This is a genomic window from Pseudomonas sp. No.21 (assembly GCF_054558415.1).
The window spans coordinates 84,214-98,789 of record NZ_BAAJNO010000001.1 but is presented as its reverse complement, the minus strand read 5'-3'; the positions used below and the strand labels follow the sequence as shown (position 1 = coordinate 98,789).

At 69.3% G+C, this 14,576-nt stretch carries 12 protein-coding genes; 9 read left to right on the top strand and 3 right to left on the bottom strand.

What is annotated here, in order from left to right:
- The first annotated feature begins 39 nt into the window (after positions 1-39).
- The 3 genes from ACYJSS_RS00415 to ACYJSS_RS00405 are packed head-to-tail and all read left to right on the top strand — an operon-like array spanning position 40 to position 4,221.
- Positions 40-1,341, top strand: coding sequence for an MFS transporter (locus ACYJSS_RS00415; protein WP_236205139.1), 1,302 nt, complete (start codon positions 40-42; stop codon positions 1,339-1,341).
- Entirely contained in the window at positions 1,338-2,555 is a 1,218-nt protein-coding gene (locus ACYJSS_RS00410) for a mandelate racemase/muconate lactonizing enzyme family protein (RefSeq protein WP_236205138.1), read from the top strand. The genes ACYJSS_RS00415 and ACYJSS_RS00410 overlap by 4 nt, the downstream gene beginning before the upstream one ends.
- 55 nt (positions 2,556-2,610) lie before the next feature.
- Positions 2,611-4,221 (top strand): GMC family oxidoreductase, encoded by a 1,611-nt coding sequence (locus tag ACYJSS_RS00405; protein ID WP_111263170.1) that lies wholly within the window; start codon positions 2,611-2,613, stop codon positions 4,219-4,221.
- Between the two features lie 18 nt (positions 4,222-4,239).
- Here the strand turns inward: ACYJSS_RS00405 and ACYJSS_RS00400 are convergent, their stop codons facing one another.
- Complete coding sequence (locus tag ACYJSS_RS00400; RefSeq protein WP_236205137.1) at positions 4,240-5,427, bottom strand: MFS transporter; 1,188 nt, start codon at positions 5,425-5,427, stop codon at positions 4,240-4,242.
- Positions 5,428-5,529: 102 nt separating this feature from the next.
- On the opposite strand from ACYJSS_RS00400, the gene ACYJSS_RS00395 reads away from it, so the two are divergent.
- The 3 genes from ACYJSS_RS00395 to treS all read left to right on the top strand — a co-directional run bounded on the left by ACYJSS_RS00395 (position 5,530) and on the right by treS (position 9,729).
- A complete protein-coding gene (locus ACYJSS_RS00395; protein ID WP_111263172.1) occupies positions 5,530-6,312 on the top strand; it encodes an AraC family transcriptional regulator in 783 nt (260 codons plus the stop codon).
- 587 nt (positions 6,313-6,899) lie between these two features.
- A complete protein-coding gene (locus tag ACYJSS_RS00390; protein WP_236206568.1) occupies positions 6,900-7,568 on the top strand; it encodes an HAD family hydrolase in 669 nt (222 codons plus the stop codon).
- A 91-nt stretch (positions 7,569-7,659) separates the two neighbouring features.
- Positions 7,660-9,729, top strand: coding sequence for a maltose alpha-D-glucosyltransferase (gene treS, locus ACYJSS_RS00385; protein WP_459479096.1), 2,070 nt, complete (start codon positions 7,660-7,662; stop codon positions 9,727-9,729).
- 132 nt (positions 9,730-9,861) lie between these two features.
- Here the strand turns inward: treS and ACYJSS_RS00380 are convergent, their stop codons facing one another.
- Positions 9,862-10,323, bottom strand: coding sequence for an HNH endonuclease (locus ACYJSS_RS00380; protein ID WP_236206570.1), 462 nt, complete (start codon positions 10,321-10,323; stop codon positions 9,862-9,864).
- A gap of 141 nt (positions 10,324-10,464) precedes the next feature.
- On the bottom strand, positions 10,465-10,611 hold the full coding sequence (locus ACYJSS_RS00375) for a DUF6021 family protein (protein WP_373874544.1): 147 nt from the start codon (positions 10,609-10,611) through the stop codon (positions 10,465-10,467).
- Between the two features lie 287 nt (positions 10,612-10,898).
- Here ACYJSS_RS00375 and ACYJSS_RS00370 point away from each other — a divergent pair, with 287 nt between their 5' ends.
- The 3 genes from ACYJSS_RS00370 to nirD all read left to right on the top strand — a co-directional run bounded on the left by ACYJSS_RS00370 (position 10,899) and on the right by nirD (position 14,532).
- Complete coding sequence (locus tag ACYJSS_RS00370; protein ID WP_236206572.1) at positions 10,899-11,186, top strand: hypothetical protein; 288 nt, start codon at positions 10,899-10,901, stop codon at positions 11,184-11,186.
- Positions 11,187-11,599: 413 nt separating this feature from the next.
- On the top strand, positions 11,600-14,161 hold the full coding sequence (gene nirB, locus ACYJSS_RS00365) for a nitrite reductase large subunit NirB (protein ID WP_236206573.1): 2,562 nt from the start codon (positions 11,600-11,602) through the stop codon (positions 14,159-14,161).
- On the top strand, positions 14,158-14,532 hold the full coding sequence (nirD, locus tag ACYJSS_RS00360; RefSeq protein ID WP_111263179.1) for a nitrite reductase small subunit NirD: 375 nt from the start codon (positions 14,158-14,160) through the stop codon (positions 14,530-14,532). Before nirB ends, nirD begins: the two co-directional genes overlap by 4 nt.
- Positions 14,533-14,576 lie beyond the last annotated feature (44 nt).

The following is a 14,576-nucleotide window of genomic DNA, read 5'->3' as shown; positions in this document are numbered from 1 at the left end:
ATTGAGGTGCGCGCCCGGCGCGTGCCCGAGGATGCCTCGATGTCCAGAACCGCTGCCCAGATCGACGCCGCCCCCGGAACCGGGGAGAACGGCAAGGCCCAACGCTATATCCAGCTGATCCTGCTGGTGCTCGCCGCCGGCGCCATCTACCCCGTCCTCTACCTGCGCCAGGTGTACCAGAGCACCATGCTGGAGGTGTTCGCCATCAGCAACACCGAACTGGGCTACCTCTACTCCATGCTCGGCACCCTGTTCCTGGTCAGCTACCTGCCCAGCGGCTGGCTCGCCGACCGCCTGCCGCCGCGCCTGCTGATCAGCTTCTCCCTGGTGGCCACCGGCCTGCTGGCGCTCTGGTACGCCACCGCCCCCGGCTTCGACAGCCTGCTGGTGATCTATGCCGGCTGGGGCATCAGCACCGGGCTGACCTTCTGGGCCTCGGTGCTCAAGCGGGTGAAGATGATCGCCCGCACCGACGAGCAGGGCCGCTTCTTCGGCATCCTCGACGGCGGCCGTGGCCTGGTGGAAGCGCTGCTGGCCACGGTGGCCATCGCCCTGTTCGCCTACGCCACCGAGACCCGGGGGCAATCGACCCAGGTCGGCTTCACCCACGTCATCTACCTCTACGCCTGCACCTGCATCCTGCTCGGCGTGCTGATGCTGGGGGTGAAGGACCCGAAAGGTGCCGGCCGCGACCCGGCGGAGCGCCAGGCCAACAACCTGCTGCAGGACCTGCGCACCCTGGCACGCATTCCCGAGCTGTGGCTGGTGGCCGCCATCGTCTTCTGCGGCTACCACATCTTCTGGGCCACCTACAGCTTCTCCGCCTACCTGCAGGAAGGCGGCTTCGGCCTCAGCGCCGTGATGGCCGGCACCATCACCACCATCAAGCTGTGGATGCGCCCCATCGGCGGCATCGGTGGCGGCTACCTGGGCGACCGCTTCTCCACCATCTCGGTGCTGATCGCAGCCCTGGCCCTGGCCACCCTGGGCATGCTCGGCCTGATCCTCCTGCCCGCCCTGCACAACCTCGCCGTGCTGGTGGTGCTGGTGCTGTTCATCGGCCTGCTCACCTACGCCATCCGCGGCCTCTACTGGGCCATCCTCGACAGCTGCCACATTCCCCTGCGCATCACCGGCCTGGCCATCGGCATCATCTCGGTGGTGGGCTACTCCCCGGACGTGTTCATCCCGCTGATCAACGGCTGGATCGCCGACGCCTTCCCCGGCTTCCCCGGCTACCGGATCTATTTCGGCTACATCGCCGCCATCGGCGCCCTCGGCGTGCTGGCCGCATTCACCCTGAAAAAACGCATCGACCGCAAGGCAGGCAACCGCCCATGAAGATCGTCTCCCTGGAAACCCACGTCGTCGCCGTTCCCCCGCCCCACATCGGCGGCATGTACTGGCTGTTCGTGAAGCTCAAGACCGACTGCGGCATCGAGGGCGTCGGCGAGGTCTACGCCGCCACCTTCGGCCCCCAGGCCATGGTGCCGGTGATCGAGGATGTGTTCGCCCGCTACCTGCTGGAGCAGGACCCGCACCACATCGAGCGATTCTTCCGCCGCGCCTACTCCAGCGGCTTCACCCAGCGCCCGGACCTGACCATGATGGGCGTCGTCTCGGGCCTGGAAATGGCCTGCTGGGACATCATCGGCAAGGCCGCCGGCAAGCCGGTGTACGAGCTCCTCGGCGGCCTGGTGAACGAGCGCCTGCGCGCCTACACCTACCTCTACCCGGTGAACGCCAGGGGCGAGTACGACTACGACGACCCGGACCTCGCCGCCGAATGCGCGGTGAAGAATATGGAGCTGGGCTTCACCGCCCTGAAGTTCGACCCCGCCGGGCCCTACACGGCGTTCTCCGGGCACCAGCTGTCGCTGGAGGTGATGGACCGCTGCGAGACCTTCTGCCGGAAGATCCGCGAAGCGGTGGGCAACCGCTGCGACCTGCTGTTCGGCACCCATGGGCAGATGGTGCCCTCCTCGGCCATCCGCCTCGCCCAGCGCCTGGAGAAGTACGACCCGCTGTGGTTCGAGGAACCCATCCCGCCGGGCCAGGAAGCCGCCATGGGCCAGGTGGCGGCGAAGACCTCCATCCCCATCGCCGCCGGCGAGCGGCTGACCACCAAGTACGAGTTCCACAAGCTGCTGGCCGCCGGTGGCGCCTCCATCCTGCAGATGAACCTCGGCCGCTGCGGCGGCCTGCTGGAGGCGAAGAAGATCGCCAGCCTGGCCGAGGCCTACTACGCGCAGATCGCCCCGCATCTCTACAACGGCCCCATCGGCGCCGCCGCCAGCTTCCAGCTGGCCGCCTGCACGCCGAACTTCCTGATCCAGGAAAGCATCGAGACCTGGGGCGGCTTCCACGCCCAGGTGCTGAAGCGGCCGCTGCAGCTGGAGGACGGCTACATCATCCCGTCCCGCGAGCCGGGGCTGGGCGTCGAGCTGGACATGGACGTGGTGCGCGCCCACTCGCCCTATCGCGGGCAGCGCCTGCACCTGCAGATGGCCCCGGACCCGGTTGACGTGCGCGACACCGCGCCGGCCAGGGGCTGATCACGCATTCACGCCCCCCATCGGGGCACCCAACGGACAACGCGGTAATCGATCCATGAAGTACGACTACATCATCGTCGGCGCCGGCTCCGCCGGCTGCATCCTCGCCAACCGCCTCAGCGCCTCCGGCGAGCACTCGGTGCTGCTGCTGGAAGCCGGCGGCAAGGACAGTTCCCCCTGGTTCAAGGTGCCGGTGGGCTTCGCCAAGATGTACTACAACCCCACCTACAACTGGATGTACTACAGCGAGCCCGAGAAGCAGCTCGCCGGCCGCCGCATCTACGCCCCGCGCGGCAAGGTGCAGGGCGGTTCCGGCTCGATCAACGCGATGATCTACGTGCGCGGCCAGCCCCACGACTTCGACGACTGGGCGGCGGGCGGCAACGACGGCTGGTCGTTCAAGGACGTGCTGCCCTACTTCCGCAAGCTGGAAAGCCACCCCCTGGGCGACACCGCCTACCACGGCGCCGACGGCCCCATCCACATCAGCCCCATGAAGGGCCACACGCACCCCATCTGCGACACCTTCATCGAAGGCTGCCAGCAACTGGGCTACGGGCGCAGCGAAGACTTCAACGGGGCCGACTTCGAGGGCGCCGGGCTCTACGACGTCAACACCCGCAACGGCCAGCGCTGCTCCAGCAGCTTCGCCTACCTGCACCCGGTGCTGGGCCGGCCGAACCTGGCCATCGAGCACCACGCCCTGGCCCAGCGCCTGCTGTTCGACGCCCGGGGCCGGGCCACCGGCGTGGTGGTCAGCCAGCACGGCGTGGAGCGCAGCTTCAGCGCAGGCAAGGAGGTGATCCTGGCGGCCGGCGCGGTGGACACGCCCAAGCTGCTGCAGCTCTCCGGCGTCGCCGACCGCGAGCTGCTGGCCCGCCACGGCATCCCCCTGGTGCACGACCTGCCGGCCGTGGGCCGCAACCTGCAGGACCACCTCTGCGTCAGCTACTACTACAAGGCCAGGGTGCCCACCCTCAACGACGAGCTGAGCTCGCTGCTGGGCCAGGTGAAGCTGGGCATCCAGTACCTGCTGACGCGCAAGGGCGCGCTGTCGATGAGCGTCAACCAGGCCGGTGGATTCTTCCGTGGCGACGCGCACCAGCCGCACCCGAACCTGCAGCTCTATTTCAACCCGCTGTCGTACCAGATACCCAGGAACAACAAGGCCAGCCTCAAGCCCGAGCCCTATTCAGGCTTCCTGCTGTGCTTCAACCCGTGCCGCCCCACCAGCCGGGGCAGCATCGAGATCGCCTCGAAGGACCCCACCGACGCGGCGCTGATCCGCCCCAACTACCTGAGCACGCAAAAGGACATCGACGAAGCCATCCAGGGCAGCCGGCTGATCCGCAGGATCATGGCCGCCCCGGCGCTCAAGGCGATCACGGTGGAGGAAGTGCTGCCCGGCCCTGCGGTGGACGACGACGAGGCCATGCTGCGGTACTTCCGCGAGAACTCCGGCTCCATCTACCACCTGTGCGGGTCCTGTGCGATGGGCGCCGACCCGCGCACCTCGGTGGTGGACGCGCGGCTGCGGGTGCACGGCGTCGAAGGGCTGCGCATCGTCGATGCCTCGATCTTCCCCAACGTCACCTCGGGCAACACCAATGCCGCGGTGATGATGGTGGCGGAGAAAGGCGCCGACCTGATCCTCGCCGACGCCTAGCGGAGGGAGGGCGTGGAACTAGCCGATCTGCCGCGCCCTGCCCGCCAGCCAGCCGGCCACCGCCATGGCCAGGGACAGCGCCAGGCACAGGGCCAGCGCCAGGCCCCAGCCGCCGGCGGCGTCGTGCAGGCGGCCCATCAGCGGCGGGCCGAAGGCGGCCAGCAGGTAGCCCACGCACTGCACCATGCCGGAGAGCGCGGCGGCCTGCTGGGGGTTGCCGGCGCGCAGGCTGATGAAGGTCAGGCCGAGGATGATCACCGCCCCCGCCCCGGCGCCGAAGAGCATGGCCCAGAGGATCGACCAGCCCGGCGCCAGCATCAGGCCGAGCAGCCCGACACCCGCCAGCAGCGCCATGGCCAGGGCGATGAAGCGCTGGTCCTTCATGCGGTTGACCAGCGGCGCCAGCACCAGCCCCGGCAGCGCCGAAGCCAGCTGCAGCAGGCCATGGGCGGTGCCCGCCTCGGCCGGTGAGTAGCCGGCACTGGCCATGATCGACGGCAGCCAGCCCACCAGCACGTAGTAGAGGAAGGAGTTGATGCCCATGAACAGGGTGATCTGCCAGGCCAGCGCCGAATGCCAGACGCGCCCGCCATGCAGCGGCCCCGGCGTGCCCTGGGCCGGCGCGCTGTGCTGGCCCAGCTGCGGGCTCCAGGCCACCATCGCCAGCAGCGGCAGGACGATCACCGCGCCCAGCGCCAGGCGCCAGCCGCTCTCGGCCGCCTGGGCCAGGGGCACCGCGACCATGGAGGCCAGGGCCGCGGCGACGCCCATGGTCACCGCATAGGCGCCGGTGAGGCTGGCGATGCTGCGGGGGAAATCGCGCTTGAGCAGGCTCGGCAGCAGCACGTTGCCGACGGCGATGCCCGAGCCGATCACCCAGGTGCCGAGGTACAGGCACCAGACCGGCCCCAGCGAGCGCATGACGATGCCGCCGGCGATCAGGATCAGTGCGCCGAACAGCGTGGGTTCCAGGCCGTATTCCCGCGCCAGCATGGCGGAGAACGACGAAATCAGGGCGAAGGCCAGCAGCGGCAGCGTGGTGAGGATGCCGGCCTCGGCGTTGGACAGGCCGAACGCCGGCTGGATCAGCCCCAGCAGCGGCGCCACGCCGGTGACGGGCGCGCGCAGGTTGGCGGCGATGAGCAGGATGCCGACGATCAGCAAGGCGGGTCGGGCGACCGAGGCGGTCAGGGTGCGGGTGGACATGGAAACGGGCCGAAGAGGAGTGGGCCGCTACGTTACGGCCTACACGCATCGGCTGAATCTGGATATATTGCCGATCGATTTGCAAATCCGGCCAGATTCACCATGTCCCTGGAACGCGCCCTCAGCATCGACCCGGACCTCTCCCACCGCCCTGCCGTGGCGATGAAAGTCGACATCTCCGACAGCCGCAGCGAAGTACCCATGCACAGCCACCGCAAGGGCCAGCTGATCATCGCGCTGCGCGGCGGCGTCACCTGCGAGGTGCCCAACGCCCTGCTGATGGTGCCGCCGCAATGCGCCATCTGGCTGCCTGGCGGCACGCCCCACAGCAACCGTGCCACCGCCAACGCGCACATCTGGTTCCTCTTCATCGAACCCGGCTGCGCGGATCTGCCGGACGAGTGCTGCACCCTGAGCATCACGGCGCTGCTGCGCGAGGGCATCCGCCACCTGGCCGAGCTGCCCTGGGACTACGAGCCCGGCAGCGCCACCGACCACCTGGTGCGCTTCCTCCTCGCCGAACTGGCACGCATGCCCCGCGAGCGGCACCTGCTGCCGGTCTCCGACGACCCGCGCATCCGCCTCATCGCCACCGCCCTGGCCGACGACCCGGCCGACCGCAGCACCCTGGCGCAATGGGCCGCGCGCGTGGCCATGAGCGAACGCAGCCTGGCGCGCCTGGTGCAGAAGGAAACCGGCCTCAGCTTCGGCCGCTGGCGCCAGCAGCTGCACCTGCTGGTGGCCCTGCGCCTGCTGGCCGGCGGCGCCACGGTGCAGCAGGTCTCGGGCGATCTTGGCTATGAATCGGTGAGTGCGTTCATCACCATGTTCAAGAAGGCCCTGGGCATGCCGCCGGCCCGCTACTTCGCCGCGCTGGAGGGCTAGAAAGCCACCGTCGACCTACGGCCGATCCGTGCCGGTGGATGGCCCGTAGCCCGGGCTTCGGCCCGGGGTTTCAATCGACCCCGCCTGGTGGATGAAAAAAGCGTCATCCACCCTACCCGCGCCGGCTACGCACGCGCCCGGAAGCCCCACCGTCGTGGGGTGGACCACGCTCCACCGGTCCACCAGGCGAGGCCGGGCCTGGCACCCAGCCCCCAATCGCAGGAGCGAATTCATTCGCGAAAAACAGGCCGGCACCCGGGCATCGGTTCGGGCTCAAGATCAGCTCCGATCGGTGGATGAAAAGAGCGTCATCCACCCTACCCACGCCGGATATGCACGCGCCCGGAAGCCGCACCGTCCGTAGGGTGGACCACGCTCCACCGGTCCACCAAGCGAGGCCGGGCCTGGCACCCAAGCCCGGCCCCAGCCCCCGATCGTGGGAGCGAATTCATTCGCGAAAAGCAGGCCGGCGCCGGGCATCGGTCCGGGGTCAAGATCAGCGCCGCCCCTGCCCTTCCCCCTTGGCGCAGCCCGCCCGCGAATGCGATTCTGTCGCCCGTCCTGCAGCAGTCAACGGGGGAGAAGCAATGGACGCGTCACGCATCGAAGGTTTCCTGCTCGACCTGGACGGCACCCTGGTCGACACCGAGAGCATCAACCTGGCGAGCACCGTGGCGGCCATCGAGACCCTCGGCCTGGTGGGCGCCGCCGAGCTGTGCGAGGCGTTGGTGGGCATCGACTGGCCGGCCTATCGCCAGCGCTTGTTCGACCACTACGGCGAGGACTTCCCGCTCAAGGATTTCGGCGCCGCCTACTTCGCCCACAAGGCGCGGATCATGGAGAACGGCCTGCCGCTCAAGGAAGGCGTGGTGCCGCTGCTGGAGGCCATGCGCGCCAGCGGCCGGCCCATGGCGATCGCCACCTCCTCGGGCCGCGAGACCGCCGAGGAGCACCTGGAGCTGGGGGGCATCGCCCATTACTTCGACGCCGTCGCCACCCGTGACGATGTGCCCCTGGGCAAGCCCGACCCGGCCCTGTACCTGCTCGCCGCCCGGCATATCGAGCGCCACCCCGGCGCCTGCCTGGCCATCGAGGACTCCATCCCCGGCGTCGCCGCCGCCCACGCCGCCGGCGTGCCGACGCTGATGGTGCCGGACCTGCGCCAGCCGCCCGAGGCGACCCGCGCCCTGTGCCTGGACGTGCTGCCGAGCCTGGTGCAGGTGCTGGAGCTGCTGCGCCGCCAGGGCGTGGTCTGAGATCACCTGAACAAAGCCCGCGCTCCATCGCTCTCAACAAGGGAAGCGCTGCCGGCCCGTTCCCGGTGGCCCACCACCCAGGGAGCGAACGATGCCCATCCCCGACAGCGACCAGGTCACCTGGCTGGTCGAACACTCCATGCTCGAAGCCGCACGCCAGCGGGCGCGCCTCTACGCCGGCCAGCCGCGCCTGTGGCAACACCCCTATGCGCAGACCCGCCCGCGCAGCGTCACCGCCGTGGCCTCGGTGTGGGTCACCGTGTATCCCGCCTCGATCATCACCGCCGAGGGCGGCTCGGTGCTCGAGGCGCTGGGCGACGAGCGCCTCTGGGCGGCCTTCTCCGACCTCGGCATCCAGGGCATCCACACCGGGCCGCTGAAGCGCTCCGGCGGGTTGCGCGGGCGTGACTACACACCGACCGTGGACGGCAATTTCGACCGCATCGGCCTGGACATCGACCCGCGTTTCGGCACCGACGAGCAGCAGGTCCACCTCAGCCGCGTGGCCGCCGCGCACAACGCGGTGACCATCGACGACAGCATCCCCGCCCACACCGGCAAGGGCGCCGACTTCCGCCTGGCGGAGATGGCCTACGGGGACTACCCCGGCATCTACCACATGGTGGAGATCCAGGAGGCCGACTGGCCGCTGCTGCCGGAGGTGCCCGAGGGCCGCGACGCGGTGAACCTGCCGCCGGAAACGGTGGACACCCTGCGGGACCGCCACTACCTGGTGGGCCAGTTGCAGCGGGTGATCTTCTTCGAGCCCGGGGTCAAGGAGACCGACTGGAGCGCCACGGCGCCCGTGCGTGGCGTGGACGGCAAGCTGCGGCGCTGGGTCTACCTGCATTACTTCAAGGAAGGCCAGCCGTCCCTGAACTGGCTGGACCCGACCTTCGCCGCGCAGCAACTGATCATCGGCGACGCGCTGCACTCCATCGACGTGCTCGGCGCCCGCGTGCTGCGCCTGGACGCCAACGGCTTCCTCGGCGTCGAGCGGCGCGCCCAGGGCAACGCCTGGTCGGAGAGCCACCCGCTGTCGGTCACCGGCAACCAGCTGCTCGGCGGCATGATCCGCAAGGCCGGCGGCTTCAGCTTCCAGGAGCTGAACCTGACCCTGGACGACATCGCCGCCATGTCCCAGGGCGGCGCCGACCTCTCCTACGACTTCATCACCCGTCCGGCCTACCAGCACGCCCTGCTCACCGGCGACACCGAGTTCCTGCGCCTGATGCTCAACCAGATGCACGCCTTCGGCATCGACCCGGCCTCGCTGATCAACGCCCTGCAGAACCACGACGAGCTGACCCTGGAGCTGGTGCATTTCTGGACCCTGCACGCCAACGACACCTATGTCTTCAAGGGCCAGAGCCTGCCGGGCAACATCCTCCGCGAGCACATCCGCGCCGAGATGTACGAGCGCCTGGCCGGCAAGGACGCGCCCTACAACCTCAAGTTCGTCACCAACGGCGTGTCCTGCACCACGGTGAGCATCATCACCGCCGCCCTCGGCATCCGTGATCTCGACGCCATCACCGAGGCGGACATCGCACGCATCCGCCAGGTGCACCTGTTGCTGCTGATGTTCAACGCCATGCAGCCGGGCATCGTCGCCCTCTCCGGCTGGGACCTGGTGGGCGCCCTGCCGCTGGCGCCCGAACAGGTGGAGCCGCTGCTGGCCGACGGCGACACGCGCTGGATCCACCGCGGCGCCTACGACCTGGCGGACCTGGCGCCCGAGGCGACGCTTTCCAGCGAAGGCATGCCCAGGGCGCGCAGCCTGTACGGCAGCCTGGTGGAACAGCTCAAGGACCCGGACTCCTTCGCCGCCCAGGCGCGGCGCATGCTCGCCGTGAGGCGCGCCTACGGCGTGGCCTCCAGCCGGCAGATCCTGATTCCCGAGACGCAGCACCCCGCGCTCCTGATGATGGTCCACGAGCTACCCGCCGGGCGCGGCATCCAGGTCACCGCGCTGAACTTCGGTGCCGAGCCGCTCACCGAGGTCATCGTGCTGCCCAACGTCCCGCCGGGCCCGGTGGTGGACATGATCAACGAGCGCCTGGAGGGCGACCTCACCGAACAGGGCGAACTGCGCCTGGAGCTGGACGGCTACGAAGGCCTGGCCTTGCGCGTGGCGACCAATGCGCCGCTGGGCATGTAAGGCAGGGCACGGCGCCCGCCGCGGGCTCTGACGCAGGAGCGAGCTCTGCTCGCGAAGCGCTCACCCGCCGCCTCTCCCGGGCTGAAGCCCGGGCTACGGGGCTACGTTCGGTGACCAATGCGCGTTGCCTCTCTAGGCGACGCCGATACCGCTGCCGCCCTGGGGCCCCTGGTTATCACGATCGCCGCGATAGGTGCTGCGGGTCGCCCTGCGCTTGCGGTTGCGGGAGCCGCCATTGCACTCGGAGCAGGACAACACCAGGTTCCAGGCGCTGCCGTCATCGTTTTCCCAGCCCTCGGCATCCTCGAACAAGCCCCGGATTTCCTTGTAGTCGATGTCGTGCTTGCCCTGGCTCTTGCGTTTCGGCGCCCGCCCCATTTGCTGATTGACCACGTGATCGCCCTCGACCCCCGAGGACGAGACGGGGTAGCCGCACCAGGCGCAGCGAAAGAACACGAGCTGCTGGCCCCGCACCGACTCCACGAAGAAATTGCCCGTTCTGTAGGCGTTATTGATCACCTGGGCCTTGTACGAGGTACCGGGCCAGTCCGACAGGGTGTGTTTGTTTCCATCTTCATCGTAGTAATCCGGCATGACATATCGCTCCTTGTGCTGGTGAAACTCCGGAAAGCAACAGACTAGAAGCCCATCGGAACAGCGCAAGGGCGGTGCGCAGGCGCAGTGGGGCGGGCCGCGAGCGAAAGGGTCGTCGACCACGCTCACCGGCCCGGAGCGTCAATCGTAGGGCGGGTACTGCTTGCCGGGGGCGCGTGGCCTGGCCGGGTGGGCACCGTCGGTAGGGGCCTGCGGCGGCCCGGGCGGGTCGATCTGCGGGTCGGCGAGGTCGGGGGAGTCGGGGTCGAAGCCCGGCTCGTCGCCCATCTGGCGCCGCGGGCGTTCGCCGTCGCGCTCTTTCGGGTAGCCCGGCAGGCCGCGCGCGTCGCCGGGCGAGTCACGCCGGAGCCGGTTCGTGGGGTCGGTTTCGTCCTGTTGGGTCATGACGCGTCTCCTCTGTGGCTGTACAGGGTTCGAGAGGCGACGGCGGCGGGGGTTCGGCCCATCTGACGCGCGGATCGCTTTTTTTCATCCGACGATGGTCGCGCCCCCGACGCTGGATTACCCTGGCGGCCTTTCGCCCCCGGGCGCGCGCCTATCACTGGAGACCTTGCATGTACCAAGACACCGCCACCCTGACCGTCAGCGCCGAACACTTCGGCCGCGAAGCCGAGGCGGTGGACAACGCCCGCGTGGACATCGGCCTGGAGACCGTCTCCCCGGGCGTGATGAAGGTGCACTTCAAGGGCCAGCTGGCAGCCCCGGACGAGCCGACCCACGTCTGCATCACCCTGGACATCGGCCTCACCTACTACGGCCCGATCACCGGCGGCGACGCCGGCGTCGAAGGCGGCTGGCTGAGCTTCGAGTGCGACATGCTCGACCCCGACCTGCTCAACTGACCGCCCCGGTGCGCCGCTCCAAAACAGGGAACGGCGCGCCCCAGCGCCCCATCATGGTTCAGCCGACCGCCACGGCCGCCGCCTGATTCCACCGCGCGGGCAAGCGCCACATCCGCGCCGCATGCCTTGCCCCGCAAGGGCCGCGCCCGCCCCGCCACCGCCCCTTCACGCACCTGGCATGCAACCTGCTTTTCCCTGATCGGCTCCGTTGGATTTCTCCACCGGGGCCTCCCGCACGGTCGCCGATGACCCAGCACAGCGGGACGGATGGCCAGGGCAACGGAGCCCGTACGGCCCTCCCCGACACCCACCAATACCAGGCAAAGGCGCCTGGAGCCGCTCGACGGTTCCAGGCGTTTTTTTTTGCATTTTTTTCCGCAGGCCCTGGCAGCGGCTTCGACAGAGGAAGGCTCATGAACGCCATCGTCACCCCGATCAAAAGCGAGATCCTGGTCGTCATCGGCAACGGCATGGTCGGTCACCACTGCGTGGAGCAGTTGATCGAACGTGGCGCCCTGGGGCGCTACCAGGTGCATGTCTACGGCGAGGAGCGCCAGCGCGCCTACGACCGCGTGCACCTTTCCGAATACTTCACCGGCAAGGACGCCGAGGCCCTGGGCCTCGGCGAACCCGGCCTGTACGCCCGCCACGGCGTGCACCTGCACCTGGGCGTGCAGGTGCTGGAGATCGACCGCCAACGCCGCGAAGTGATCACCGCCGAAGGCCGCCAGCCCTACGATCGCCTGGTGCTGGCCACCGGCTCCTACCCCTTCGTGCCGCCGATCCCCGGGGCCGAGGGCCGCTCGCGCCTGGTCTACCGCACCCTCGACGATCTCGACGGCATCCGCGAGGCCGCCGCCAGCGCCCGCCGTGGCGTGGTGGTAGGCGGCGGCCTGCTCGGCCTGGAGGCGGCCAACGCGCTGAAGTCACTGGGCCTGGAAGCCCAGGTGGTGGAATTCGCCCCACGGCTGATGCCGGTGCAACTGGATGCCGACGGCGGCGCCGCCCTGCGTGCCCGCATCGAGGCCCTGGGCGTGGGCGTGCACCTGGCCCGCGCCACTCAGGAGATCGTCCCCGGCGAGGAATACGCCTACCGCATGCGGTTCAACGACGGCGAATTCCTCGAGACCGACCTGATCGTCTTCTCCGCCGGCATCCGCCCGCAGGACGCCCTCGGTCGCGCTGCCGGCCTGGAGATCGCCCCGCGCGGCGGCGTGGCGATCGACGACGACTGCCGCACCAGCGACCCGGCGATCTTCGCCATCGGCGAGTGCGCCTCCTGGAACGGCAGCGTCTTCGGCCTGGTCGCCCCCGGCTACGCCATGGCGCGCAACCTCGCCGCGCTGCTGGCCGGCCAGCCCCACGAGCCCTTCAGCGGCGCCGACATGTCCACCAAGCTCAAGCTGCTGGGCGTGGACGTCGGCTCCATCGGCGATGCCCACGCCGCCACGCCCGGTGTGCGCAGCTACCGCTTCATCGACGAAGCCAGCGCCAGCTACCGGCGCCTGGTGGTGTCCGCCGACGGCAAGCGGGTGCTGGGGGCGGTGCTGGTGGGTGACAACAGCTACTACGACACCCTGCTGCAGTACGTGCAGAACGGCATCGAGCCGCCCCGGGACCCGTCCGGCCTGATCCTGTCTCTCTCCGACGGCGCGCCGGCCCTGGGGGCCGACGCCCTGCCCGCCAGCGCGACCATCTGCTCGTGCCACAACGTCAGCAAGGGCGCGGTGTGCTGCGCGGTGGACGAAGGCTGCACCGACCTCGGCGAACTCAAGGCGCAGACCAAGGCGGCCACCGGCTGCGGCGGTTGCAGCGCCCTGCTCAAGCAGGTGTTCGAGCACGAGCTGAGCGCCCGGGGCGTGGCCGTGGACAAGAGCCTGTGCGAACACTTCGCCCACACCCGCCAGGAGCTCTACGCACTGGTGCGGGTGGAGGGCATCCAGAGCTTCGAGGAACTGCTGGCCCGCCACGGCCGTGGCCACACCGGCTGCGACACCTGCAAGCCGGCGGTGGCCTCGATCCTGGCGTCCTGCTGGAACCAGTCGATCACCGACCCGCTGCTGGTGCCGCTGCAGGACACCAACGACACCTTCATGGCCAACATGCAGAAGAACGGCACCTACTCCATCGTGCCGCGCATCGCCGGCGGCGAGATCACCCCGGACAAGCTCATCGTCCTCGGCCAGGTGGCGAAGAAGTACGACCTCTACACCAAGATCACCGGCGGCCAGCGCATCGACCTGTTCGGCGCCCAGCTGCACGAGCTGCCGGCTATCTGGGGCGAGCTGATCGAGGCCGGCTTCGAGACCGGGCATGCCTACGGCAAGTCCCTGCGCACGGTCAAATCCTGCGTCGGCAGCACCTGGTGCCGCTACGGCGTGCAGGACAGCGTGGCCATGGCCCTGCACCTGGAGAACCGCTACAAGGGCCTGCGCTCGCCGCACAAGATCAAGTTCGCCGTCTCCGGCTGCACCCGCGAATGCGCCGAGGCGCAGAGCAAGGACGTCGGCGTGATCGCCACCGACAAGGGCTGGAACCTTTACGTCTGCGGCAACGGCGGCATGCGCCCGCGCCATGCCGAGCTGCTGGCCACCGACCTCGACGACGAGGCCCTGGTGCGCGCCATCGACCGCTTCCTGATGTTCTACGTGCGCACCGCCGACAAGCTGCAGCGCACCTCGGTGTGGCGCGAGAGCCTGGAGGGCGGGCTGGACTACCTCAAGGCGGTGATCCTCGACGACAGCCTGGGCCTGGGCGCCGAGCTGGAGGCGCAGATGCAGCAGGTGGTCGACCGCTACGAATGCGAATGGGCCAATGCCCTGAAGGACCCGGAGAAGCTCAAGCGCTTCCGCACCTTCGTCAACGACCGGCGCAGCGACCCCGACATCCACTTCGTCCGCGAACGCGGCCAGCGCCGGCCGGCGACCGCCAGCGAACTCCACCTGATCCCCGTCACCGAGGAGGTGCACCAATGAGCCAGACCCGCGCCCTGCGAACCACTCCCCAGCCCACCTGGCGCACGCTCTGCGCGGCCCGCGACCTGGTCGCCAACTCCGGCGTCGTCGCCTGGCTCGACGGCGCCCAGGTCGCCCTCTTCCTGCTGCCCGGGGCGGAGGACGGCGAGCGCCTCTACGCCATCGAGAACCGCGACCCGAAATCCGGCGCCAACGTCATCGGCCGCGGCCTGCTCGGCCACATCAAGGGCGAACTGGTGATCGCCTCGCCGCTGTACAAGCAGCACTTCCGCCTGGAGGACGGCAGCTGCGTGGAATACCCCGAACAGCGCCTGCGGGTGTGGCCGGCACGGCTCAACGGCGAGGCGGTGGAAGTGGCGGTGGACGCATAAAGGCCCCGCCAAGGTTGTAGGGGCGAATTCATTCGCCCAGGGCG

Coding starts and splice junctions, on each gene's coding strand:
- ACYJSS_RS00410 (WP_236205138.1), top strand. CDS start 1,338: ATGAAGATCGTCTCCCTGGAAACCCACGTCGTCGCCGTTCCCCCGCCC.
- nirB (WP_236206573.1), top strand. CDS start 11,600: ATGAACGCCATCGTCACCCCGATCAAAAGCGAGATCCTGGTCGTCATC.
- nirD (WP_111263179.1), top strand. CDS start 14,158: ATGAGCCAGACCCGCGCCCTGCGAACCACTCCCCAGCCCACCTGGCGC.
- ACYJSS_RS00390 (WP_236206568.1), top strand. CDS start 6,900: ATGGACGCGTCACGCATCGAAGGTTTCCTGCTCGACCTGGACGGCACC.
- treS (WP_459479096.1), top strand. CDS start 7,660: ATGCCCATCCCCGACAGCGACCAGGTCACCTGGCTGGTCGAACACTCC.
- ACYJSS_RS00380 (WP_236206570.1), bottom strand. CDS start 10,323: ATGCCGGATTACTACGATGAAGATGGAAACAAACACACCCTGTCGGAC.
- ACYJSS_RS00370 (WP_236206572.1), top strand. CDS start 10,899: ATGTACCAAGACACCGCCACCCTGACCGTCAGCGCCGAACACTTCGGC.
- ACYJSS_RS00375 (WP_373874544.1), bottom strand. CDS start 10,611: ATGGGCGACGAGCCGGGCTTCGACCCCGACTCCCCCGACCTCGCCGAC.
- ACYJSS_RS00395 (WP_111263172.1), top strand. CDS start 5,530: ATGTCCCTGGAACGCGCCCTCAGCATCGACCCGGACCTCTCCCACCGC.
- ACYJSS_RS00415 (WP_236205139.1), top strand. CDS start 40: ATGTCCAGAACCGCTGCCCAGATCGACGCCGCCCCCGGAACCGGGGAG.
- ACYJSS_RS00400 (WP_236205137.1), bottom strand. CDS start 5,427: ATGTCCACCCGCACCCTGACCGCCTCGGTCGCCCGACCCGCCTTGCTG.
- ACYJSS_RS00405 (WP_111263170.1), top strand. CDS start 2,611: ATGAAGTACGACTACATCATCGTCGGCGCCGGCTCCGCCGGCTGCATC.